Consider the following 22,183-nt stretch of genomic DNA (forward strand, 5'->3'; position numbering starts at 1 on the left):
GAAGCGCACCATCCGTCAGCTCCGCTCGTGCAGCGGGTGGGTGCGCAGGCGCAGCGGGTCGTAGAAGGGTGTGCGCACGACATGGGCCGCGAAGGTTCCTGCGGCGGAACGGACCTCCAGCGCCGTGCCGAGGCCGGACAGCGACGGTTCGACATGGCAGAGCGCCAGCGACTTCATCAGATAACGGCTCCAGGTCGTCGAATTGACCGAGCCCACCTTGCGGCCGCCGTCGAAAATTCCGGCGCCCGGCTCGATCGCGACGGAAGCGTCGATCTCGACGCCGACCTGGGCGCAGCGGACCTCGCCCTTTCGCCGTTCGAGCGCCGCCTTGCCATGAAAGTCCGGCTTGCCGAGATCGACGGTCCAGTCGGCGCCGACTTCCCAGGGAGTCGTGTCGCCTTCCGGCATGTCGAAAGGAAAGAACAGCAGCGCCCCTTCGACCCGGACGATGTCGAGGCAAGCCCAGGAGACCGGGATGGCGCCCGCCGGCGCGCCCGCTTCGAGGATCGCGTCCCACAAAGCGACGGCGTCATTGCGGCTGCAGAACACCTCGTAGCCGAGCTCGGCGGAATAGCCGCCGCGGCCGATCGAGACCGGCGTGCCGAAGAGCTCGGTCGGCCGATGCTCGAAATAGGAGAGCGTCGCGAGATCCATCGGCGTGTGCGGATCGAGGATCGCCAGGGACAGCGGGCCCTGGAGCGAGAGGATGTGGACGTCGTCGTTCTTTGCCCAGCTGGCGTCGCGGCCGGAGAAGAATTCGTCGATGACGCTCTCGAGGTCGCCGCCGCCGTGGGAGAGGCGGAAGCTGTCGAGCCCGTCGCGATAGACGAGGACGTCATCGATCAGCGAGCCATCGGCGTCGACGATGTTGGAGATCGCCGACTGGCCGGGCGCCATGGCGCCGACATTCGAGGTGAGCATGGCATCGAGCGCCGCGGCCGCCTCCGGCCCAGACACGTCGATCATCCGCAGCGCCGAGACGTCGAACAGACCGGCCCTGGTGCGCACGGCCACCACCTCGTCGTCGGGATCGGTGGCGTAGGTCTGCGGCAGCGCCATGCCGTTCCATTCGCCGTCGAGAGACGAGCCGAGGGCGCGGTGGCGCGCTTCAAGCTCCGAATGCCGGGTGATCTCAACCATCGCCAGTGCCTCCTCGAGTTGGTCCCTGCGGACACAGCCCGGCCTGTCGCCGCGGTGCTGCGCGTCGTCGCCATTCTTCTCTGCGGAAAGCATCGCGGCCGGGCGGCGGCAGGCGCCGTCCGGCGCATCGTCAATCCGGGTAGAAACCCGGCGAAGTGGGCGCGCCGTCGTCGTGGCGCGACAGCCAGTCGACGGTCATGCCCCGATAGTTCGTCAGCCCTTTGTAGTCGGCGAGGTCGTCCGGCAGGTCGCGCAGCACGCGGTGCAGCCGCCGCGCCCATTTCGGCACCGTCGCCACCTCGCGCATCTTGATGAGGTAGCAGCGGATCGAGAACACGATGGCGTTCGAGCGTGGCAGCCGCCACAGCGCCTGCAGCTCGACCCTCAGATGCACCTTGTCGCCGACATTGTCGGGCGTCACCGTGGTGCGGTCGATGCCCCAGCGGTGATAATTCTCGGGGCTGGTGTCGAGGCGCGGATTGATCGTCATCGTCCAGTTCAGCCGGCGGATCGGCCGGCCGAGCTGCAGGTTCAGGAGAAACTTCAGCGCCCGCTCGAACACGCCCATGTCGTGGGCCCGCGGCACCGGCGCGTGCCATTCGATGAAATTCATGCCGAGGTCGAAATCGAGCGACCAGTCGGCCTGGCTGGTGACGATGCCGGAATCGAGCCAGAGATTGTCGCCGCGCTGGTCGAGCAGGCAGAAGTCGCCCTGGCACTGGCGGGTGATGTATTCCATCGGCCCGTAGGGCAGCGTCGCGACGTCGCCGAAGGTGAAATGCTCCTCGATGCCCATCGGCCGGTTGATCCAGTGCCAGCGGTCACCCTCGCGGCCGAGCGCGAACCACGCCGGATAATCCCGCGCCATCGAGGTCATCAGCAGCTCGAGGAGATCCCATTCGGCGGTGATCATGTGGGGCAGCGACTGGCATCGCAGCGGATCCTCGGCGAGCACCCTTTCGCGATCAGCCATCTCGGCGACGTAGTGCTCGTCGATGTCGATCGGGAAATGCGTCGCGTGCTTTTCCGGCCCCGGCATGTGCTGCTCGATATTGACCGCATACATGTACTGGTCGCGATCGAAGGGGAACGGGAAGCGTCGGATCGCCTCTTGCGAATTTGCGAAAGTGAAGTCGTCGCGAAACGTTTCCTGTCTGAAGAAGCCGGGGTCGAGGGCGAGTGACATCGGTTCGTCCGCCTTTGGTCAGAGATCGAGGACGAGTTCGCGGCCCTTGAGGCGCGACATGCAGATCATGATCTTCTCGCCGGCCCGCCGCTCCTCCGAAGAGAGGAAGTGGTCGCGATGGTCGATCTCGCCGTCGGCCCCGAGAACCTCGCACAGGCATTCGCCGCAGGCGCCGCCCCGGCAGAGATAAGGCGCTTCGACGCCGATCTGCTCGATCGCCTCGAGCAGGCTCTCGTGCTCGCCGACGGTGGTCGATTTCTTGGAGCGGGCGAGAAACACCTCGAACGGGTCGCCCCCGGCCGGCGCCTGGAAGCGCTCGGCATGGAGGTTTGCCTCGGGCCAGCCGGCGCTCCGGGCATCGGCGAGAACGGCTTCGATCATCCGTTCCGGGCCGCAGACGTAAAGATGCGTGCCGAGCGGCTGATGCGGGATGATCTCCTTCACCCGCAACCGCTCCTGCCTTTCGGTGGAATAAAGCCGCATGCGCGGCCCATGACGCGCGAGAAGGTCGCGGCAGAAGGCACCCTCGGTCTCGCTGCGAACCGCATAGTGCAGTTCGAAGGAGGCGCCCTGACGGGCGAGTTCCTCCGCCATCGCCGCGATCGGGGTGATGCCGATGCCGCCGGCGACGAGCACGTGATGGTGGGCGAGACGATAAAGCGGGAAGAGATTGACCGGCGCCGAGACGGTGAGTTCGTCGCCTTCCCGCAGCCGATCGTGGATGAAGGCCGAGCCGCCGCGCGACGTCGGCGAGCGCTGCACGGCGATCTCCCAGCTTTCGCCGGAAAGGCTGGGGGCCGTCAGCGAATAGGCGTTTCTGACGAGGCGGCCGCCGGTCTCGAAGCTGACCACGGTGTGGGCGCCGGCGGAAACCGGCGGCAGAAGTCCGGCATCGGCTGGCCCGAGGCGCAGGCGCCGCACCCCGGGGGTGACGGCCTCGGCCTCGACGACGCGGACTGTGTAGTGGCTGGCGCTCATCCGCTCAGAAACTCGCTGCCGCGGGGAGGTCCCCCGGTGCTTCGGCATCGACGCAGACGCCCATGAAGGCGCCGAGCCGGCGGGAATAGTGATCGCGGACCATCAGATTGACGCCGCAATGGCGGCACGCGACCGGGCTCGCCGAAACGTCGTCCATCATCCCCTTGCAGTGGACGCACTGCACCCGGCGCGCCGGATCGCCGCAAAGCTCGGTGGTCAGGCCGTCGCCGACGACGCCGCAGCCGTGGGCGAGCGCGCTCGCTTCGTTCAAGAAGGCTTCGCTGCCGGCGAGATGAAGCTGGGTTCCCATCTTCGCCCGGCCGAGATGGGCGCGAAAGGCTGTCAGCGCCGTCGCCCGGCTTGGCAGAGGGTGATAGGCGACGCCTGCAAGGCTCGCCGGTGCGCCGGCATCACCCTCGGCGACGTGGACGAGGATGGTCTTGCCGATGACCTCCGGCCGGCCCGCAAAAGCTCTCGCCACAGCATCGATCGCACCGCGCTCCGCACAGACGAGATGGGCCGAGGCCTGCTTGGCAGGATCGAGCTTGCCCCATTTCGGCCGGCTCTTGATCTCGGGCACGGATACGGTTCCTTCACCTAAAAGAATATTGCTTTCTTCAGAGTACTCAAATCGCTCTGGCTGTCAAAGCGAATCCGACAATTTCGGAGCAATTTTATCACCTGCACAAATTTTGATCGCGAGATGATGCAGGCCGCGGCATTCCCCGAACGCTCGGTCCGCTCACTCCATGGCGATCAGCTTGAGACCGACGATCCCCGCGGCGATCATCGCGATGCAGCCGAGCCGGAGCAGATTGGCTGGCTCGCCGAAGAGCGCGATGCCCATCGCGGCCGTGCCGATCGTCCCGATCCCCGCCCAGACCCCGTAAGCCGTGCCGACCGGCAGGCTCTTCAGCGACCAGTTCAGGAGAGTGAGGCTGACGATGATGAGGAGGACGGTGACGACGCTCGCCAGCGGCCGGGTGAAGCCCTCCGACCACTTCATGGCGAGCGCCCAGGCCACCTCGAGAATGCCTGCCAGAAACAGCGCCACCCAGGCCATTGCGAGAAACCCTTCCGGCGGGAGACGATGATCGACGGGTCAGATGTCGAGGGTCGTCTCGCGCTCCCACTGGGTGAAATGCCGGCAATAGCTGTTCCACTCGTCGTGTTTCAGCCTGGCATAGGCGGCGGAGAATTCCGCGCCGAGGGCGCTTGTCAGCCCCTCATCGGCCTCGAAGGCACGCAGGGCGTCGAGGAGGTTCAGCGGCAGCTTCGGCGCGTCGGTCAGCGCGTGGCCGTCCTTGTACATGTCGATGTCGCTGTGCGGCCCCGGATCGGCCGAGGTCTCGAGCCCGTCGAGGCCTGCGGCGATGATCACCGCCTGGAGGAGATAGGGGTTGGTGGCGCCGTCCGGCAGCCTGAGCTCGAAGCGGCCCGGGCCAGGCACGCGCACCATGTGGGTGCGGTTGTTGCCGGTCCAGGTGATCGAGTTCGGCGCCCAGGTCGCGCCGGAGACGGTGCGCGGCGCGTTGATCCGCTTAAAGGAATTGACCGTCGGGTTGGTGATCGCCGCAAGCGCCGGCCCGTGCTTCATGATGCCGCCGAGAAACGCCTTGCCCTGCCTGGACAGCCCGAAGGGCTGGCCCTCGTCGGCAAAGGCGTTGGTCTTGCCCTCGGCATCCCAGACCGAGACGTGGCAATGGCAGCCATTGCCGGTGAGGCCGGCGAAGGGCTTCGGCATGAAGGTCGCGCGGAGCCCGTGCTTCTCGGCGATCGAGCGGACCATGAACTTGAAGAAGGAGTGCTTGTCGGCGGTGGCGAGAGCATCGTCGAAGGCCCAGTTCATCTCGAACTGGCCATTGGCGTCCTCATGGTCGTTCTGATAGGGGCTCCAGCCGAGCGCCAGCATGTGGTCGCAGATCTCGGCGACGACGTCGTAGCGGCGCATCACCGCCTGCTGGTCGTAGCAGGGCTTTTCCGCCGTATCGAAGACGTCCGAGATCGCCTTGCCGTCCGCTTCGAGCAGGAAGAACTCGGCCTCGACGCCGGTCTTCACCCTGAGGCCCTTCTCAGCCGCCGCCTCGACGAGACTCTTCAGGACGATCCGCGGCGCCTGGGCGACGGGCGCGCCTTCCATCGCAAGATCGGCTGGAACCCAGGCGACCTCGGGCTTCCACGGCAGCTGAATGACAGAATCGGCATCCGGCATGGCGAAGAGGTCGGGATGGGCCGGAGTGAGGTCGAGCCAGGTGGCAAAGCCGGCAAAGCCGGCGCCATCCGCCTGCATCTCGCCGATCGCCTGGGCGGGGACGAGCTTTGCCCGCTGCGCCCCGAACAGGTCGGTGAACGAGATCATGAAATATTTGACGCCGTTCTTCTTGGCGAAAGCGGAAAGATCGCTGGTCATGGTCCCCCAATGGCTCCTCGATGAAAGGTCTCAAGGGCGCCGCCTCCCGGCGGCCCCGCTTATGCTGTGGGGTCCGCCTCGCTGGAACCGCCGCTACGCGGCCCCGGCCGTCTTCCGATCGTCCTGTCCTGCCGTCGTCTTCCTTGCCTGGTCCGGAAGGCGGATCACCGCCTTGCCGGAACGATCGTCAGATCCCGGTCCTGCCGGGAATCCAGCTGGTGCCGGCAAGCGGTACCTGCGCCATCGCGGCCGCCTCGATGGTCAGCGCGACGAGGTCTTCCGGCTCGAGATTGTGGAGATGGTTGTGGCCGCAGGCCCGGGCGATGGTCTGGGCCTCCAGCGTGATCACCTTCAGATAGTTGGCGAGGCGCCGGCCGGCCGCGACCGGATCGAGCCGCGAGGCCAGCGCCGGATCCTGCGTGGTGATGCCGGCCGGGTCCTTGCCCTCGTGCCAGTCGTCATAGGCCCCGGCGGTGGTGCCGAGGGCGGCATAATCCGCCTCCCATTTCGGGTCGTTGTCGCCGAGCGCGACGAGGGCGGCGGTGCCGACCGAGACCGCGTCGGCGCCGAGCGCCAGGGCCTTGGCGACGTCGGCGCCAGAGCGGATGCCGCCCGAGACGACGAGCTGTACCTTGCGATGCAGCCCCAGATCCTGCAGCGCCTGGACCGCCGGGCGGATGCAGGCGAGGATCGGCTGGCCGACATGCTCGATGAAGACGTCCTGTGTCGCCGCGGTGCCGCCCTGCATGCCGTCGATGACGACGACGTCGGCTCCGGCCTTAACCGCCAGCGCGGTGTCGTAATAGGGCCTTGCGCCGCCGACCTTGATGTAGATCGGCTTTTCCCAGTCGGTGATCTCGCGCAGTTCGAGGATCTTGATCTCGAGATCGTCCGGCCCGGTCCAGTCGGGATGCCGGCAGGCCGAACGCTGGTCTATCCCTTTGGGAAGCGTGCGCATCTCGGCGACGCGGTCGGAGATCTTCTGGCCGAGCAGCATGCCGCCGCCGCCGGGCTTGGCGCCCTGGCCGATGACGATCTCGATGGCATCGGCGCGGCGAAGGTCCACCGGGTTCATACCGTAGCGCGACGGCAGATACTGATAGACCAGGAGTTCGGAATGGCCGCGCTCCTCGTCGGTCATGCCGCCGTCGCCGGTGGTCGTCGAGGTGCCGGAAAGCGTCGCGCCGCGGCCGAGCGCCTCCTTGGCGGCGCCGGAGAGCGCGCCGAAGCTCATGCCGGCGATGGTGACGGGGATCTTCAATTCGATCGGCTTCTTCGCATAGCGCGTGCCGAGGGTGACCGAGGTGTCGCAGCGCTCGCGATAGCCTTCGAGCGGGTATCGCGACATCGAGGCGCCGAGAAACAAAAGGTCGTCGAAATGCGGCACATGGCGCTTGGTACCGCCGCCGCGGATGTCGTAGATGCCGGTCGCCGCGGCGCGGCGGATCTCGGCGAGCGAGGCGTCGTCGAAGGTCGCGGACTTTCGCGGCGGGGTCGGCGGGTTGTGATAGGTCATGGCTTGGCGCGAACTCCCGCCTCAATAGGCGTCGGCATTGTCGATGTTGAAGTTGTAGAGCCGGCGGGCCGAGCCGTAGCGGCGAAATTCCTCCGGCCTCGCGCCGCTCATGCCGGCGTCGGAGAGAAGCCGATCGAGTGTCGTCAGATGCTCCGGCCGCATCTCCTTCTCGACGCAGTCGGCACCGAGGCTCTTCACCTTGCCGCGCACGAAGAGCTTCGCCTCGTAGAGCGAATCCCCCAGCGCCTCGCCGGCATCGCCGAAGACGACGAGATGTCCCGACTGGCCCATGAAGGCCGACATGTGGCCGATATTGCCGCCGACGACGATGTCGATCCCCTTCATCGAGATGCCGCAGCGCGACGAGGCATTGCCCTTGATGACCAGGAGGCCGCCGCGACCGGTAGCGCCGGCATATTGCGAGGCGTCGCCTTCGACGATGATCCGGCCCGACATCATGTTCTCGCCGACGCCGGGACCGGCCGAGCCGTGGATGACGATCTCGGCGGCGGCGTTCATCCCGCCGCAATAGTATCCGACCGGGCCGTGCACGGTAACGGTGACCGGTGCGGCGCAGCCGACGGCCACCGCATGGCTGCCGCGAGGATTGCGCACCTCGAAGCTGCGATCGTTGGCGCCCTGCCCGATCGCATGGAGAGCCTGGTTGAGATCGCGGATCGGCGTGGTGGCAAGGTCGAATGCGGGCATCGTCGCGTCTCTTCGTTCAGGCGGCCAGGGCACTGCCTGCGGCCGCCGAGCGGTCCCAGAAATAGACCGAGGCGGGTTCCGGCTCCCATACCCTGGCGTCGTCGATGCCCGGCAGGCCGACGAGGGCGCGATATTCCGAGCCGAAGGCGACATATTGCCGGGTCTCGGCCATCACCGCCGGCTTGCAGGCGATCGGATCGCGCAAGACACCGAAGCCGGTCCTGGTACCGACGACGAAGGTGAAGAAGCCGTCGAGATCGGCGAGCCCCGCCTCCAGAGCCTCGCCGAGATTGCGCCCCTCCTTCATCCTGGCGGTGAGATAGGCGGCGGCGACCTCGGAATCGTTCTCGGTCTCGAAGCGGATGCCGGCGCGGGAAAGCTCGCGACGCAGATTGTTGTGGTTCGACAGCGAACCGTTATGGACAAGGCACTGGTCGGGGCCGGTCGAGAACGGGTGGGCGCCGAGCGTCGTCACCGCCGATTCCGTCGCCATGCGGGTGTGGCCGATGCCGTGGGTGCCGCGCATGGTCCGGATATCGAAGCGCGAGACGACCTCCTTCGGCAGACCGGTCTCCTTGTAGATCTCGATCGTCTCGCCGGTGCTCATGATCCTGAAACCCTGCGGCGCGGCCTGCAGCGCATCGCGCAGGGCGTCGACGGCGCTGGTCGCAAGCTCGACGACGGCATGGGTGTCCTTGATGCGGACGCTCGCGCTCTCGCCGGCGACCTTGCGGGCGAGCGCCTCGAGATCGGCGAATGCGGTGCTGGGTGCGTCGGCTTGGAACGTCACCTTCGAGCGCCCCGCAACGGCATCTCCATAGATCGCGATACCGGCCGAATCCGGCCCGCGGTCGGTCATGGTGACGAGCATGTCGGAGAGCAGCGCGCCGAGCCGATCCTCCAGCGCGCGATCCTTCAGAAACAATCCCACGATGCCGCACATGGCCGCCGCTCCGCCCTCGTCTTCCATCAGACGAGACTATGGCAGACGACGACCCCCGGATCAACTCTCAGGAAACATATTTTCTTGCGAAGGGTGGCGGCCGATCGGATGGGAGGTCAGCCGACCCGCCCCTGCTGTGGATAGCAGATGATCGACAGATAGCGCGCCGGCAGCTTCACCAGCTCTTCCGGCCCGTGCGGCGCGTCGGCATCGAAGAAGAAGCTGTCGCCCGGCCGCATGTGATAGCGGCTGTCGGCATGGCGATAGACCACCTCTCCCTCCAGCATGTAGAGGAACTCCATCCCGTCGTGCTGGAAGGTAGGGAAGACGTCGGAATCGGTGGTCAGAGTGATCAGATAGGGCTCGACCGTCACACCACTGGTGTTGTTGCCGATATGGCCGAGGAGATTGTACTGGTGGCCGGCGCGGGTGCCCCGCCGCTCCAGTTCGACCCCCTCGCCGGCCTTGACGAAGACTGCGTTGCGGGTCTCCTCGAAGCGCCGGAAGAAGGCCGTCAGCGGCACGCCGAGGGCGCGCGACAGCGCCTGCAGCGTCGTCAGCGACGGCGAGATGTTGCCGTTTTCGATCTTCGACAGCATGCCGAGCGAGACCCCCGTCGCCGAAGCGAGATCGCTGACGGTAATGCCGAGCTTCTTGCGGAAAGCGCGAACCTCGTGGCCGATCGCCGCCTCGAGATTGTTCTCCTTGGCTTCGCGAATGGCATGCGGGTCCTGGGTCAGGGCAGAGCTCGTCGTTGTCACCGGCGCCTCGCTCGTCCGCGATTGTCTGGCGCTCGATTCGGACATGGCTGAAACTCCGTCATTTGCTCCCTGCTGCTATCGCCGCGGTGAAGGAATTTCAACTCTGAGGAAAATCTATCCCCCGGCCCTCCGCAGGCCGGATGGCGAAAGCCCCGTCGCCGCCCGGACCGTGCGAGCGAAATGCGACGGGCTGGCAAAGCCGGTGGCGAGAGCGACCTGCGAGATGTCGAGCGGGCTCTGGCGGAGCAGCCGGATGGCGTGGCGCAGGCGGATCTCGCGATAGACGTCGGCGACGCTCCGACCGAGATGGCCGGCAAACAGCCGGTCGAGCTGGCGCGGCGAGACCCCGGCATAGCGGGCGATCTCGGCCCTCGACAGCGGCGCCTCGATGACCGCCTCCATCCGCTCCAGCGCCGCGAGGAGCGGCGGCCGGTGGACGCCATAGCGTTCCGCCAGCGCGGCGCGCTGGGGCGCTGAGGCTTCGCCGATCTCGGTGTGGAGGAACCAGTCGGACACCCGGCGGGCGAAGGCAGAGCCCATCCGCTCGGAAATCAGCGCATGCATCATGTCGAGGGGCGCGACGCCGCCGCCGCAGGTGAGCCTGTCGCGATCGAGGACGTAGCGGGCCTGTCGCGGCGAGAGTTCCGGAAAGGTCTCCTTGAGGGCGGCCGCATGCTCCCAGTGGATGGTGAAATCGCGGTCGAAGAGGACGCCGGCGGCGGCGAGGACGAAGGCGCCGCCGGAAATGCCGCCGAGCCGCGTGCCGCTGCGCGACAGCCGGCGCAGCGCCGAATGGACCTCCGGCGAAGCCCAGCCGGCCGGCCGGCCGCCAGCGCAGACGAACAGCGCCGAAAGCTCAGGCGAGGCGTCGCGGATGGGCTCTGTCTCGATCCCGATACCGGACGAGGAGGCGACGTTGCCGCCTTCCGCGCCGAAATGGCGGATGCGGTAGAGCGCGCGGCCGGCGAGGAGATTGGCCGCCCGCAGCGGCTCGGCCGCGCTCGCAAAGGACATCAGGGCGAAACCCGGCAGGAGCGCGAAGCCGAATTCCCGGGTCGCAAGGGTCGGATGGCCAGCCCGTGGCTCGGGCTCTGCGCTCGATCGCGTCAAATGTCTCTCCAGGACGAGAACACGTCCCTTACAGATTGGCCCGATCGAGCCGCAAAGCCCACCCTTCGGCGAGAAGAAATCCGCTGCGCCAGCAAAATCCTCCGGCGCCGCAGCCAGGCACACGAAACAAAGGCTTCCCCCGACATGCCAGGACCGACACCCGATCCCGTCGAGAGCGACTCCCACCTGCCGAAGGAAGTCGACGTCGTCGTCATCGGCGGCGGCATCATCGGCACATCGACCGCGCTGGAGCTTGCGGAACGCGGCCTTTCGGTGGCTCTCGTCGAAAAGGGCGTCATCGCCGGCGAACAGTCGAGCCGCAACTGGGGCTGGGTGCGCATGTCGCGGCGCGATCCCCGCGAGATCGACCTGATGGCCGCCTCGATCCGCATCTGGGAGACGCTCGGCGAGCGCGTCGGCGCCGATCTCGGCTACCGCCAGTGCGGCCTCGTGGTGCCGTTCCACACCGAAAACTTCAGGACGACCAATCTCGACTGGCTGAAGCATATCGAGGGAAAGCAGATCCGCGTCGGGCCGATCGGGTCGGACGAGGTCCGGGCGATGCTGCCCGAGATGAATCTCGACTATGACGGCGCGCTCTTCTCGCCGACCGACGGGCGCGCCGAGCCGCAGCGCGCCGCCCCCGCCATCGCCCGGGCGGCCCGCGCGAAGGGCGCGGCAGTGCTCACAAATTGCGCGGTTCGCCGGATCGACATGGCCGGCGGGCGTGTCGCCGGCGTCGTCACCGAGAAAGGCCGGATCGCCGCCGAGCGGGTGGTGGTTGCAGGTGGCGCCTGGTCGCGGCTGCTTCTGCGCGACATCGGCATCACCCTGCCGCAGCTGAAGGTCCTGAATTCCGTCTGCCGGACGGAGCCGGTGGCGGACGGCCCGGAATTCAGTGTGCGCGGGCCGAACTTTTCGGTGCGCAAGCGCGTCGATGGCGGCTACACCGTCTCGACCCTGGCTTCCAACGTCTACGACCTGACGCCGGACAGCTTCCGCTTCCTGAAGGAGTTCGGCCCGGCGCTCAAGATGGAATGGTCGTCGCTGAAGCCCCGGATCGGCCGGCGCTTCGTCCAGGAATGGCGGGACATGCGCAGGCGCGGCGGCGACGAGGTCTCGGCCTATGAGGAGACCCGCATCCTCGATCCCGAGCCGAGCCAGGCGATGACCGACGCTGCGATGGCGCGGCTTGCCGAAGCCTTTCCGGCCTTTCGCAATGCCAGGATCGCCCAGCGCTGGGCAGGGCTGATCGACGTGACGCCGGATGCCGTGCCGGTGATTTCCACCGTCGAAGAGTGCCCCGGTCTCGTCGTCGCCACCGGCTTTTCCGGCCATGGCTTCGGCCTCGGGCCTGGCGCCGGGCGGCTCGCCGCCGACATTGCGTCCGGCGCGGCGCCGTTGGTCGATCCGACCCATTTCCGCTTCTCGCGCTTTTCGGACGGCTCGAAGATCGTGCCGCTGACCGGCGTCTGAGCCGCCGGTGCGGCGCTACAGCCCGAAAATCGGTTTCGGTTTTCTCAAACGCAGCATGCGGTGGTTCGACGAGTGAGAGCGTCCTTGGCGCGTCCGAATGGACGCAGGGCGCGAAAGCCGTGACGGATCAGTCCGGGCCGTGCCGGATCAGTCGAAGATCACGCCCTTCTTGAGGATGAAGCAGCCATAGGGGCGGGATTCGCCCGTCCGCACGACGGCGAAGGCCTGTCTCGCCGCGTCATAAAAGGCGAAGCGCTCCACCGCCTCGATTGGAACGCTCCGTCCCTCGGCTGCATCGGCGATCGTCTGCATGTCGCGATGGACCTCGAACTCGGCGCCGGGATCGTCGCTCGGCGCCATTCGCCGCACCGGCGCATCGACGAAGCTGTCGAGGGGCAACAGCGCCAGGATCGCCTCCGCCGCCTCGTTGGTACCGATGCCGGGCAGTTCGATCAATTCGCCGGAGACCGTCTCGGCGGCAACGGAGGCCGCCGGAAAGTTGCGATCGGCAAGAACCAGATCGTCGCCATGGCCCATCGCAGCAAGAATGCGCAAGAGCTCCGGCGTGACGAGCGGCGAAATGGTCTTCAGCATCAGAAAAACGGCTCCCGAACAGGGCCGGCGCGATCGTCACCGGGGATGCCATGCTTACGATCTTGGCGCCGCCCCGGCCAGAGCACCTGCTGGCGCGACGCCGCGGCGAATTCTTTGCCGCGCTTTGGACACGCCGCCCGTCACGCCATGGGAGCGGAACCCGCGCTAAGGCAGTTCCTCTTCCTCCTCGGCGTCCTGCTCCTCGATCGGGATGTCCTTGCCGATCAGTCGCTCGTCGTCCTTCTTGCCAGCATAACCGTTGTCGGTGCGCTCGACGGCGTTGCCGACGACGTCCGGCTGGTCCTTCGGCGGATGCTTTCTGGTGTCGGACATGGCCCTGCCTCCCGTGACATTTCGATGGTCCGGAGAAAGTCGGGAAGACGCCAAGACGTTCCAGGCTGAAAGCGAGCCGTTGCTTTCGGCCTGCCCCGCCCCTCAGCCGGCGAGGCGGCGGCGATAGGCGAAAAACCATTCGGCGAAGGCGGCGATCCCCTCTTCGACCGTGGTGGTCGGGCGGTAGCCGAGTTCGGCCTCGATGGCGCTAACATCGGCAAGGGTGTCCTCGATGTCGCCGATCTGCATCGGCTTCAATTCGATGACGGCCTTCTTGCCGAGAGCTTCCTCCAGCACTTCGACATAGTGCTTCAGCTCCACCGGCCGGCCATTGCCGATATTGAAGATCCGGAACGGCGCGCTGCTCGTCGCCGGATCCGGCCTGACGGGATCAAAGCCGGGATCGGCGGGTGCGATCCGGTCGCTCGCCCGGACCACGCCCTCGACGATGTCGTCGATGAAGGTGAAGTCGCGGCTGTGGCGGCCGTGATTGAAGAGGGCGATCGGCTGGCCGGCGAGGATCTTCTCGGCGAAGGAATAATAGGCCATGTCCGGCCGGCCCCAGGGACCATAGACGGTGAAGAAGCGCAGGCCCGTCACCGGCAGCTGAAAGAGATGGCTGTAGGCATGGGCCATCAGCTCGTTGGAGCGCTTGGTGGCGGCATAGAGCTGGATCGGATGGTCGACGCCGTCATGCTCGGAAAACGGCACCTTGCGGTTGGCGCCATAGACGCTGGAGGAGCTGGCGAAGGTCAGATGCGGGACTTTCGCGTTGCGGCAGACCTCCAGCATGTTGGCAAAGCCGACGAGGTTGCTGGAAACGTAGCTCTCGGGATGGGTCAGCGAGTGGCGAACCCCCGCCTGGGCGGCGAGATGGATCACCCGGTCGAAGCTCGCCTCGGAAAACACCCGGTCGAGCGCAGGCCGGTCGGCGAGATCGGCCTCGACGAAGCGCCAGTCGCAGCCCGACCCGGCGGCGAGGCGATCGAGCTCGGCAAGCCGTGCCCGCTTCAGCCGCGGATCGTAATAGTCGTTGACGCTGTCGAAGCCGACCACCGCGTCGCCGCGGGCGAGAAGCTTCCGGGCAGTCGAAAAACCGATGAAGCCGGCCGCGCCGGTGACGAGAACTCGCTGGGACATGCCGGCCTCTTATCCCCATCGGCAAGAGAAGCAAAGCACGCCATCGCGGCGATCGAGGCGATATCGCCCTACCGACCTTCCGGGCCTTGATGCCGGAAGGCACCGGCAATGCGCCGCACTGCTGGAGCCACGCATTGCCGGGCTTTCCGATCGGGAGTCGTCGCCGGTCCGTCAGTTGGACTTCAGCTTGAGCTTCGCCGAGGAACATTCGACGAATTTCGTCGACGACGAGTGATAGGCCGAATCCCACGAGACCTTCACGCTCTTCGGGCAGCCGCGATAGGACTTGTCGACGAGATTGACGACGCCCTGGGGCGTGTTCGCCTTGATCAGCACCGAGCGCAGACCCTTGGTGCTGGTGATGGTGCAGGAGACGGCGTTCGGAATGGTGCAGCTCATCGCGGTGCTGGCGGAGGCCTTGCTCCGGCTGGCATCGGTCAGCGTCGCGGCAGCAGTCGTTGCAATGGCGGCGGCGACGAGGGCGGCAAGAAGGGACTTGGACATGGTCGTTTCCTTGGGGTTCGAAGGGGGCTTTCGTGAAGCGCGACCCCGTTATGAACTTCCCCAAGGGAATTTGATCTGAACGCCCAGTTCATCTTCAATTCAGGAGGGCAAAATCAGGGATTGCCCACAGTGCGTCGGCAGAAGATCCTTCAAGTCGGGCCACGACACTGCCGAGTGGGAGGCCAGCCGGTCGAACAGGACCTCGATCAGGCTCCAGGCCGCCTTGTCATGCTGGAGATGGTGGGTGAGAACGCCGACCGGCTCGGGGCCGGCGCCGTTATCCAAAGTGACGTCGGCACGGGCTTCGATCAGCTTGGACAACCGCTCGTCGGCTTCCTCTAAGGAAAGACCGCCCATGGCCCGCCAGTCCATGATGTCGAGATGGGTGTTCAGTTCGAACGGCTGCCCTGCCAGTGGCGGCCGGGCCCTGCCGTAGACCGAAAGGACCGGAAGGCCGAGCGTGGGCAGGAGGAAGCGGGCCGTCTCGCCGATCCGGTTCCAGGGCGGCACGAAGACCGGCATGAAGCAGCCGCCGAAGAGGTTTTCGAGCTTCGCCCTGCCGGCGGCGATCTCCGCCGCCATCGCGTCACCGGGCCGATGATCGCCAAATTCGGCCCGCTTTTCGTTGGCCGGCGCATGGTTCGCGTGGGAATGGCCGTGGAGCAGGATCGAGAGACGGCCGTCGCCGGCGAGGTGCTCAGCGAGAGCCGGCCCGGCCCCGTCCGGAATCACGGCGAGGGCGAGCGGCAGATCGTGATGTCGGGCAAGTCCCGTGAGCCGGTCGAGCGCCGGTGTCGGCACCCGGGCATCGTCGTCCCGCCACCAGAAGGCGATGGACCGCCCTTCGGCCGCCAGGCGGTCGAGGGCGCGCGACGACAGCGGAAAATCCGTCGCGCTCATGGCCTTGCGGCCCGGCTCATGCGGCTTTTGCCTGCAGCGCCTGCCCCAGCAGTTCCGCGACGCGGTCGAGCCCCGGCTCCGGCGAGAACTTTGCCCGCACCCGGGACTCCCCCGCCTTTGCCAGACGCATCGCCAGCGCCGGATCGTCCATCAGCCGGGCGATCGCCGCCGCCAGGGCCTTCGGATCGCGCTCCTCGACGAGGAGACCGGTCTCGCCGTCAGTGACGAGTTCGGGGATCGCCGACACCTTCGTCGAGACCACCGGCAGGCAGTGGGCCTGGGCTTCCATCAGGACATTGGGCAGGCCGTCGCGGTCGCCGGATCTGGCGATCCGCGAGGGCAGGACGAAGAGGTCGGCACTGGCAAGAAGGTTGAAGACCTCGCCGCGCTCGCGGCTGCCATGCCAGTTGATGCGGTCGGCAATACCCGCCTTCCCGGCCTGCACCTTCAGCTTTGCCGCCAGCGCGCCGCCGCCAACGTGGTCGAAATGCCAGTTCCGGTCCTTCAGTCTCGCAAGCGCCCGGATGAGGTCGCCATAGCCCTTCTTCTCCACCGCCCGGCCGACCGAGACGATGCGGTAGGGCCGGCTGCCGTCGAAGGCCTGGCGCTCGGGCGGCGTGATGCCGGAAAGATCGAGGCCGTGATAGACGAGCTCGACCGTCGAGGGATGCTTCGCCAGGCGCCGAAGATAGGCAAGGTTTGAGGCCGTGCAGGTGACGCCGAAGGCCGCCGAATCGAGCTTTTCCGACAGCTCCCAGGCCTCCGACGTCCAGATGTCCTTGGCATGGGCGGAGAACGACCAGCCGAGGCCGCGGATCGTCGCGGCATAGCGGGCGACAGAGGCCGGCGTGTGGAGATAATGGGTGTGCAGCCAGGCGATGTCGTCGGGAAGCTCGGCGGCGAGCACGCAGGCCTGGCCGAAGCGGCGATAGCGGTTGGGCGTGTGATCGCGCTTCAGATCCGTTTGGAAGATCCGCTCGGCCTCGGCGAAACCCTTCTGGCGGGCGGCAAATTCCCGGCCGCGCTTCACCCGCGCCGGATCGTCCTTCAGATATTCCGGCAGATAGAGCACCGGCGCGGTGATCTTCCGATGGACCGGGTGGATCTTGGTCTCGCCGGGCTGGCGCAGCGAGACGATCAGCTGGCCGAGGCCGCGATCCTGAAGGCCGGCGATTTCCTGAGCGATGAAGGTTTCAGACAGGCGCGGATAGCCCTTGACCAGAATTGCGACCCGCCCCTGCATTCGTCCGTCCTGCTCAAATCCGCGTACCGGCCCATCAGATGGGCATTACGACGTGCTTATGCGAGGCGGCAGGCGCCCGCAAGAACACGCCTCCCTAGCTCGAGGATCACTGCGGTGCCGGTTCGAGCGGTCCGCCTCTCGCGAACAGTTCTTCGAACAAGCTGTCGCGGGCGGTGAAGCCCGGCGGGACCTTCGGCTTCTCGCTCGCCTGGACGAGCTTGGCGAAAGCGACCCGCCGGCCGTCTTTTTCGGCCCATCCGACGAACCAGCCATAGGGCTTTCCGCGCAACAGCCGGCCGTCCGTGCCGCGCGGCAGGCCGGCGCCGGTCTTGCCGTAAACCTGCCAGCCGTCGCCTTGTTCGCCATAGGAGGCGATCGTCGCGGTCATCGCATAGGCCTTCTGCGAGACACCGAGCTCGCGCCGGACGAGCCGCTGCATGAAGGCGGCCTCCTCCCGTGGCGAAATCGCAATGGAGTTGCTCAGCCAGGCGTGTGTCAGACCGTCGCCTTCTCCCGCGACGCCGCTGATGTCCTGATTGCCGTAGCCGAAACGTGCCAGATAGTCGCTCGCCCGCTTCTCGCCGAGCCGCAGCATCACCTGCTGCGAATACCAGACGACCGAGTCCCGGAGCCATGTCGTGGGCGTCGTCGCCTGCCGCCATTCCGGCCGCCACGCGACATAGCCCTCTTCGAAGGGCAGCTCAGGCTCGCTGGCATTCTGCAGAATTGCGGCATCGAAGCCCATCAGGGCGATCGCCAGCTTGAAGGTCGAGGCAGGCGTCACCCGTTCGTCGCAGCCGGGCCCTATGTCGACCAGCGTCTCGCCGCTCTCCGCGTCGACGGCAAGAAGGCAGAGCGTGCGGGTATCGGCCAGGGCCGGGCCGGCGAGACAGGCGAGGACGATGGCTGCAATGAAGGGTCTCATCGACAGGCTCCGAGTCGGGAAGGCGCGCGCCCATGCGACCATCGCAATGATTGACAAAGCGTCAATGTCGCAGCTTACTGACCGGGATTTCACGGAAAGGGGAGAGGCAATGCCTGATCGGCTGGAGTTCGCCGCGCACCGGATCGGTGGCCTGCGTGCTCCCGCGATCCTCGCCGCTGTGCTCTGCGGTCTGACGGGGCTTGCGGCTGCGCTCCCCTCGCCGGCAAGGGCAGAGGCGGCCGAGCCGAAATATCTCGCCGGCGAGGTCGCGAAGGGCGAACTCCCGCCGATGTCGGAGCGCCTGCCGAGCGCCCCCCGCGTCCTGCCGGTCGACAGCCCCTGCGCCGCGGACGACCTTGGCGGCACGCTCGACATGCTCGCCGCCAGCGCCAAGGACACGCGGATCATGCCGGTTTTCGGCTATGCCCGCCTCGTCGGCTACGACACGAAGTACCGCTTCGTCCCGGACATTCTCGAGAGCTTTCAGGTGGAGGGAGGCCGGATCTTCACCTTCCACCTTCGCCCAGGCATGAAATGGTCGGACGGCGAGCCGTTCACCGCCGAGGACTTCCGCTATTTCTGGGAGGACATGGCGAAGAACCCGAAAATCGCCAAGTTCGGCATTCCGCCGGAGCTTCTGGTCGACGGCGAGGAGCCGGAGGTGACCTTCCCGGACGACTATACCGTCCGCTATGCCTGGCCGAAGCCGAACCCCGGCTTCCTCGCCTCGCTGGCTGCCGCGACGCCCTTCGACATCTATCGGCCGGCCCATTACCTGAAGAAATACAATCCGAACTACACCGACCCGAAGAAAGTCGAGGCAAAGGTCGAAAAGTCCGGCCAACGCAACTGGGTGGCTCTGCACTTCAAGAAGGACCGGGCGCAGCGCAACGACAATCCCGACATGCCGACGCTGCAGCCCTGGATGCTGGTGACCAAGCCGCCCTCGGAGCGGCTGATCTTTGCCCGCAATCCCTATTTCTTCCGTGTCGACGAAGAAGGCCGGCAGCTCCCCTATCTCGACGAGGTCGCTCTGACCATCGCCAATTCGGGCCTCATCCCGGCCAAGGTCGCCAATGGCGAGGCCGATCTCCAGGCCGCCTATCTGTCGTTTCCGAACTATCCGTTCCTGAAGCGCGGCGAGAAACGCTCGCACTACGACGTGCGGCGCTGGAAATCCGGCAAGGGTGCCCATGTCGCGCTCTACCCGAACCTCAACGCCAAGGATCCGGTCTGGCGCAAGCTCCTGCAGACGGCCGACTTCCGGAGAGCCCTGTCGCTCGCCATCAACCGCAAGGACATCAATCAGGCGATCTTCTACGGCCTGGCCGAGACCGGCGGCAACACCGTCCTGCCCGGCTCGCCCTTCTTCGACGAGAAGCTGCGGTCGATGTGGTCGACCTACGAGCCGGATCGCGCCAACGAGATGCTCGACGCCCTCGGCCTGAAGCGCGACAGCCCTGACGGGCTGCGGCACCTGCCGGACGGCCGCGAGATGCGCATCGTCGTCGAGACGGCGGGCGAAAGCCGCGAGCAGTCGGACGTCTTGCAGTTGATCCGCGACGACTGGGAAAAGATCGGCATCGAGCTTCTGATCCGCGAGAGCCAGCGCGAGATCTTCCGCAACCGGATCAAGGCGGGCTCCACCCTGATCTCGGTCTGGACCGGCCTCGACAATGGTCTTGCGACGCCGGATTCCGACCCCGGCGAGATCGTTCCCTCGACGGCCGAGCAGCTCGAATGGCCGGGCTACGGCATGTGGGTCGAGACCCATGGCAGCGGCGGCGAGGAGCCCGGCGAGGCCCATGATCTCGATCCGCTGCGCAAGCTGATCGAGCTGCGCAAGGACTGGCGCCTGTCGCTCGACGAGGCTCAGAAGACGAAGATCTGGCGCGAGGCGCTGGCGATCTTCGCCGACCAGGTGTTCACCATCGGCGTCGTCTCAGGCGTCGACCAGATCGTCGTGGTATCGGACAAGCTCGAAAACGTCCCGCAGCAAGGCGTCTACAACTACGACCCCGGGGCCTTCTTCGGCATCTACAACCCCGACACCTTCTATTTCGCCTGCCCGGCGGTCGATACGGCGGACAGGCGCCCGTGATCCGCTATCTGACGAACCGCCTGATGACCATGGTGCTGACGCTGGTCGCCGTCAGCGTCCTCGTCTTTGCCATCATCCAGCTGCCGCCCGGCGACTATCTCACCAGCTACATCGCCGAGATCCAGGCCCAGGGCGAGCAGGTCACCGCCGACAAGATCCAGTTCCTGCGGGAGGAATACGGCCTCGACAAGCCGCTCTGGCAGCAATACCTCGTCTGGGTGACGGGGCTCGTCCAGGGCGATCTCGGCTATTCCTTCGAGTACAACCAGCCGGTCGCCGACGTCGTCGGCGAGCGAATGCCGCTGACGCTGCTCCTCAATGCGGCGACCGTCCTGTTCATCTATCTGGTCTCGTTTCCGATCGGCATCTATTCGGCGACCCACCAGTACAGCTGGACCGACCACGGCCTGTCCTTCCTCGGCTTCCTCGGGCTGGCGACGCCGAATTTCCTTCTGGCGCTGATCCTTCTTTACCTCGCCAATGTCTGGTTCGGCACCTCGATCGGCGGGCTGATGGCGCCGGAATTCATCGATGCGCCCTGGTCGATGGCAAAACTCGGCTCGGTTCTCGCCCATCTTTGGGTGCCGGTCGTCGTCATCGGCACCGCCGGTACCGCCGGCATGATCCGCCGGCTGAGGGCGAACCTCCTCGACGAACTGCACCGGCAATATGTCACCACCGCGCGGGCCAAGGGCCTGTCGGAGCGACGCCTTCTCCTGAAATATCCCCTGCGCATGGCGCTCAATCCGTTCATCGCCGATCTCGGCTCGATCCTGCCGCAGATCGTATCTGGCTCGGTCATCATCTCCGCGGTGATGAGCCTGCCGACGACCGGGCCGATGCTGCTCTCCTCGCTCAGAAGCCAGGACATGTATCTCGCCGGCTCCTTCCTGATGTTTCTCGCCCTTCTGACGGTGGTCGGCATGTTCGTCTCCGACCTCCTGCTCGCGGCGCTCGACCCGCGCATCCGGCTCGGCGTCAAGGGAGCACGATGAGCCAGATCCCGCATTTCATCTCGACCGAACCCTTCGATGCCGAAGCGACGGTCGCCTCGGGCTCGGTCGTCTCGGAGGGCTATGCCAGGGCCTCGCAGGCGCGGCTGATCTGGTGGCGCTTCCTGCGGCACAGGCTCGCGGTGGTCAGCCTGATCTTTCTCGCCGTCAGCTACATCTCGATCCTCTTCGTCGAGTTCCTGGCACCCTACGAGCTGAATTCCCGGCACACCGACTATATCTTCGCGCCGCCGCAGGGGGTTCATCTCTTCCACGAGGGCAGCTTCGTCGGCCCCTTCGTCTATCCGCTCGACTATTCCCTCGACATGGAGACGCTAAGACGGACCTACGAGCCGGATCGCTCGCGGCCGATGCCGATCCGCTTCTTCTGCGAAGGCGAGCCCTACCGCTTCTGGGGCCTCTTCGACGCCAACACCCATCTCGTCTGCCCGCCGGAGGGCGGCACGCTGTTCCTGCTCGGCACCGACCGGCTCGGCCGGGACATGCTGTCGCGCATCACCTATGGCGCACGGATCTCGCTGACCATCGGCCTCGTCGGGGTGACGCTGTCCTTCATTCTCGGCATCACCATCGGCGGCCTCGCCGGCTATTTCGGCGGCTGGGTCGATGCCACCGTGCAGCGGATCACCGAGATCCTGCGCTCGCTCCCGGAACTGCCGTTGTGGCTGGCGCTGTCGGCGGCATTGCCCCTCACCTGGAGCCCGCTGCTGGTCTATTTCGGCATCACGCTGATCCTCGCGCTGCTCGACTGGCCGGGGCTTGCCCGCGCCGTCCGTTCGAAGCTCTTCGCGCTCAGGGAAGAGGATTTCGTCGTTGCCGCCGAAATGCTCGGTGCCAGCCCGCGGCGGATCATCTTCCGGCATCTTTTGCCGAACTTCATGAGCCACCTGATTGCATCGGCCTCGCTGTCGATCCCGACGATGATCCTGGCCGAGACAGCGCTGTCCTTCCTGGGGCTCGGCCTTCGCCCGCCGATCACCTCATGGGGCGTGCTTCTCTCCGAGGCGCAGAACATCGAGGCGGTGGCGCTCTATCCCTGGCTGCTCCTGCCGATGCTGCCGGTGGTGCTGACCGTCCTCGCCTTCTCCTTCGTCGGCGACGGGCTGCGGGACGCGGTGGATCCCTATCAGCACTGAACGGCACGCCGGATGCGGCACGCCGTTCAGTCATTTCCAGCACTTTCGATGAATGAACGACCGCGC

Annotated in this window: 22 protein-coding genes; 4 read left to right on the forward strand and 18 right to left on the reverse strand. The window is 66.4% G+C overall.

What is annotated here, in order from left to right:
• Nucleotides 1-15: 15 nt before the first annotated feature.
• From E3C22_RS09025 to E3C22_RS09075, 11 genes are all read right to left on the reverse strand, one after another.
• Nucleotides 16-1,140, reverse strand: a complete 1,125-nt coding sequence (locus tag E3C22_RS09025; RefSeq protein WP_134761650.1) for an aminomethyl transferase family protein — start codon at nt 1,138-1,140, stop codon at nt 16-18.
• A 130-nt stretch (nt 1,141-1,270) separates the two neighbouring features.
• Nucleotides 1,271-2,326, reverse strand: a complete 1,056-nt coding sequence (locus tag E3C22_RS09030) for a heme-dependent oxidative N-demethylase family protein (protein WP_134761651.1) — start codon at nt 2,324-2,326, stop codon at nt 1,271-1,273.
• A gap of 18 nt (nt 2,327-2,344) precedes the next feature.
• Nucleotides 2,345-3,304: a PDR/VanB family oxidoreductase gene (locus E3C22_RS09035; RefSeq protein ID WP_134761652.1), complete on the reverse strand. Its 960-nt coding sequence runs from the start codon at nt 3,302-3,304 to the stop codon at nt 2,345-2,347.
• 4 nt (nt 3,305-3,308) lie between these two features.
• Nucleotides 3,309-3,884 (reverse strand): dimethylamine monooxygenase subunit DmmA family protein, encoded by a 576-nt coding sequence (locus E3C22_RS09040; protein WP_134761653.1) that lies wholly within the window; start codon nt 3,882-3,884, stop codon nt 3,309-3,311.
• A 162-nt stretch (nt 3,885-4,046) separates the two neighbouring features.
• Nucleotides 4,047-4,367 carry a DMT family transporter gene (locus E3C22_RS09045; protein WP_134761654.1) on the reverse strand — a complete coding sequence of 107 codons (321 nt, stop codon included), beginning with the start codon at nt 4,365-4,367 and terminating at the stop codon, nt 4,047-4,049.
• 39 nt (nt 4,368-4,406) lie between these two features.
• The gene (glnT, locus tag E3C22_RS09050) at nt 4,407-5,714 is read right to left on the reverse strand and encodes a type III glutamate--ammonia ligase (protein WP_134761655.1); all 1,308 of its coding nucleotides are present in this window, start codon (nt 5,712-5,714) and stop codon (nt 4,407-4,409) included.
• A gap of 187 nt (nt 5,715-5,901) precedes the next feature.
• Nucleotides 5,902-7,230 carry an FMN-binding glutamate synthase family protein gene (locus tag E3C22_RS09055; RefSeq protein ID WP_134761656.1) on the reverse strand — a complete coding sequence of 443 codons (1,329 nt, stop codon included), beginning with the start codon at nt 7,228-7,230 and terminating at the stop codon, nt 5,902-5,904.
• Between the two features lie 21 nt (nt 7,231-7,251).
• On the reverse strand, nt 7,252-7,938 hold the full coding sequence (locus E3C22_RS09060) for a GltB/FmdC/FwdC-like GXGXG domain-containing protein (protein ID WP_134761657.1): 687 nt from the start codon (nt 7,936-7,938) through the stop codon (nt 7,252-7,254).
• Nucleotides 7,939-7,954: 16 nt separating this feature from the next.
• A complete protein-coding gene (locus E3C22_RS09065) occupies nt 7,955-8,881 on the reverse strand; it encodes a class II glutamine amidotransferase (RefSeq protein ID WP_134761658.1) in 927 nt (308 codons plus the stop codon).
• A gap of 116 nt (nt 8,882-8,997) precedes the next feature.
• Entirely contained in the window at nt 8,998-9,687 is a 690-nt protein-coding gene (locus E3C22_RS09070; RefSeq protein ID WP_134761659.1) for a helix-turn-helix domain-containing protein, read from the reverse strand.
• Between the two features lie 69 nt (nt 9,688-9,756).
• Nucleotides 9,757-10,656, reverse strand: a complete 900-nt coding sequence (locus E3C22_RS09075) for a GlxA family transcriptional regulator (RefSeq protein ID WP_134761875.1) — start codon at nt 10,654-10,656, stop codon at nt 9,757-9,759.
• Nucleotides 10,657-10,896: 240 nt separating this feature from the next.
• Between E3C22_RS09075 and E3C22_RS09080 the strand changes: the two genes are divergently transcribed.
• Complete coding sequence (locus E3C22_RS09080) at nt 10,897-12,228, forward strand: NAD(P)/FAD-dependent oxidoreductase (RefSeq protein WP_134761660.1); 1,332 nt, start codon at nt 10,897-10,899, stop codon at nt 12,226-12,228.
• 147 nt (nt 12,229-12,375) lie between these two features.
• On the opposite strand, the gene E3C22_RS09085 is transcribed toward E3C22_RS09080, so the two are convergent.
• The 7 genes from E3C22_RS09085 to blaOXA all read right to left on the reverse strand — a co-directional run bounded on the left by E3C22_RS09085 (nt 12,376) and on the right by blaOXA (nt 17,867).
• Entirely contained in the window at nt 12,376-12,822 is a 447-nt protein-coding gene (locus E3C22_RS09085) for an RbsD/FucU family protein (protein ID WP_134761661.1), read from the reverse strand.
• Between the two features lie 165 nt (nt 12,823-12,987).
• Nucleotides 12,988-13,155: a hypothetical protein gene (locus tag E3C22_RS24460; protein WP_167591700.1), complete on the reverse strand. Its 168-nt coding sequence runs from the start codon at nt 13,153-13,155 to the stop codon at nt 12,988-12,990.
• Nucleotides 13,156-13,257: 102 nt separating this feature from the next.
• A complete protein-coding gene (locus E3C22_RS09090; RefSeq protein WP_134761662.1) occupies nt 13,258-14,295 on the reverse strand; it encodes an NAD-dependent epimerase in 1,038 nt (345 codons plus the stop codon).
• A 171-nt stretch (nt 14,296-14,466) separates the two neighbouring features.
• Nucleotides 14,467-14,799, reverse strand: a complete 333-nt coding sequence (locus E3C22_RS09095) for a hypothetical protein (RefSeq protein ID WP_134761663.1) — start codon at nt 14,797-14,799, stop codon at nt 14,467-14,469.
• A gap of 99 nt (nt 14,800-14,898) precedes the next feature.
• Nucleotides 14,899-15,699, reverse strand: a complete 801-nt coding sequence (locus E3C22_RS09100) for a polysaccharide deacetylase family protein (protein ID WP_134761664.1) — start codon at nt 15,697-15,699, stop codon at nt 14,899-14,901.
• 16 nt (nt 15,700-15,715) lie between these two features.
• A complete protein-coding gene (locus E3C22_RS09105; protein WP_134761665.1) occupies nt 15,716-16,942 on the reverse strand; it encodes a glycosyltransferase family 4 protein in 1,227 nt (408 codons plus the stop codon).
• A 106-nt stretch (nt 16,943-17,048) separates the two neighbouring features.
• Nucleotides 17,049-17,867 (reverse strand): class D beta-lactamase, encoded by an 819-nt coding sequence (gene blaOXA, locus E3C22_RS09110; RefSeq protein ID WP_167591701.1) that lies wholly within the window; start codon nt 17,865-17,867, stop codon nt 17,049-17,051.
• Nucleotides 17,868-17,976: 109 nt separating this feature from the next.
• Between blaOXA and E3C22_RS09115 the strand changes: the two genes are divergently transcribed.
• The 3 genes from E3C22_RS09115 to E3C22_RS09125 are packed head-to-tail and all read left to right on the forward strand — an operon-like array spanning nt 17,977 to nt 22,117.
• On the forward strand, nt 17,977-19,968 hold the full coding sequence (locus tag E3C22_RS09115) for an ABC transporter substrate-binding protein (RefSeq protein WP_134761667.1): 1,992 nt from the start codon (nt 17,977-17,979) through the stop codon (nt 19,966-19,968).
• Nucleotides 19,965-20,963, forward strand: a complete 999-nt coding sequence (locus E3C22_RS09120; RefSeq protein WP_134761668.1) for an ABC transporter permease — start codon at nt 19,965-19,967, stop codon at nt 20,961-20,963. The genes E3C22_RS09115 and E3C22_RS09120 overlap by 4 nt, the downstream gene beginning before the upstream one ends.
• A complete protein-coding gene (locus E3C22_RS09125; protein ID WP_134761669.1) occupies nt 20,960-22,117 on the forward strand; it encodes an ABC transporter permease in 1,158 nt (385 codons plus the stop codon). The genes E3C22_RS09120 and E3C22_RS09125 overlap by 4 nt, the downstream gene beginning before the upstream one ends.
• Nucleotides 22,118-22,183: the final 66 nt, after the last annotated feature.

It is taken from the genome of Jiella endophytica, from assembly GCF_004519335.1.
In the GTDB taxonomy this organism is placed as follows: Bacteria; Pseudomonadota; Alphaproteobacteria; order Rhizobiales; family Rhizobiaceae; genus Jiella; species Jiella endophytica.

Excerpts from the sequence above, each read along its gene's own strand:
- E3C22_RS09105 (WP_134761665.1), bottom strand. The coding sequence starts at position 16,942 with ATGCAGGGGCGGGTCGCAATTCTGGTCAAGGGCTATCCGCGCCTGTCT.
- E3C22_RS09090 (WP_134761662.1), bottom strand. The coding sequence starts at position 14,295 with ATGTCCCAGCGAGTTCTCGTCACCGGCGCGGCCGGCTTCATCGGTTTT.
- E3C22_RS09070 (WP_134761659.1), bottom strand. The coding sequence starts at position 9,687 with ATGTCCGAATCGAGCGCCAGACAATCGCGGACGAGCGAGGCGCCGGTG.
- E3C22_RS09115 (WP_134761667.1), top strand. The coding sequence starts at position 17,977 with ATGCCTGATCGGCTGGAGTTCGCCGCGCACCGGATCGGTGGCCTGCGT.
- E3C22_RS09095 (WP_134761663.1), bottom strand. The coding sequence starts at position 14,799 with ATGTCCAAGTCCCTTCTTGCCGCCCTCGTCGCCGCCGCCATTGCAACG.
- E3C22_RS09045 (WP_134761654.1), bottom strand. The coding sequence starts at position 4,367 with ATGGCCTGGGTGGCGCTGTTTCTGGCAGGCATTCTCGAGGTGGCCTGG.
- E3C22_RS09085 (WP_134761661.1), bottom strand. The coding sequence starts at position 12,822 with ATGCTGAAGACCATTTCGCCGCTCGTCACGCCGGAGCTCTTGCGCATT.
- E3C22_RS09060 (WP_134761657.1), bottom strand. The coding sequence starts at position 7,938 with ATGCCCGCATTCGACCTTGCCACCACGCCGATCCGCGATCTCAACCAG.
- E3C22_RS09125 (WP_134761669.1), top strand. The coding sequence starts at position 20,960 with ATGAGCCAGATCCCGCATTTCATCTCGACCGAACCCTTCGATGCCGAA.
- E3C22_RS09035 (WP_134761652.1), bottom strand. The coding sequence starts at position 3,304 with ATGAGCGCCAGCCACTACACAGTCCGCGTCGTCGAGGCCGAGGCCGTC.
- E3C22_RS24460 (WP_167591700.1), bottom strand. The coding sequence starts at position 13,155 with ATGTCCGACACCAGAAAGCATCCGCCGAAGGACCAGCCGGACGTCGTC.
- E3C22_RS09065 (WP_134761658.1), bottom strand. The coding sequence starts at position 8,881 with ATGTGCGGCATCGTGGGATTGTTTCTGAAGGATCGCGCGCTGGAGGAT.
- E3C22_RS09080 (WP_134761660.1), top strand. The coding sequence starts at position 10,897 with ATGCCAGGACCGACACCCGATCCCGTCGAGAGCGACTCCCACCTGCCG.
- E3C22_RS09075 (WP_134761875.1), bottom strand. The coding sequence starts at position 10,656 with ATGTCCTTTGCGAGCGCGGCCGAGCCGCTGCGGGCGGCCAATCTCCTC.
- E3C22_RS09025 (WP_134761650.1), bottom strand. The coding sequence starts at position 1,140 with ATGGTTGAGATCACCCGGCATTCGGAGCTTGAAGCGCGCCACCGCGCC.
- E3C22_RS09030 (WP_134761651.1), bottom strand. The coding sequence starts at position 2,326 with ATGTCACTCGCCCTCGACCCCGGCTTCTTCAGACAGGAAACGTTTCGC.
- E3C22_RS09055 (WP_134761656.1), bottom strand. The coding sequence starts at position 7,230 with ATGACCTATCACAACCCGCCGACCCCGCCGCGAAAGTCCGCGACCTTC.
- E3C22_RS09100 (WP_134761664.1), bottom strand. The coding sequence starts at position 15,699 with ATGAGCGCGACGGATTTTCCGCTGTCGTCGCGCGCCCTCGACCGCCTG.
- blaOXA (WP_167591701.1), bottom strand. The coding sequence starts at position 17,867 with ATGAGACCCTTCATTGCAGCCATCGTCCTCGCCTGTCTCGCCGGCCCG.
- glnT (WP_134761655.1), bottom strand. The coding sequence starts at position 5,714 with ATGACCAGCGATCTTTCCGCTTTCGCCAAGAAGAACGGCGTCAAATAT.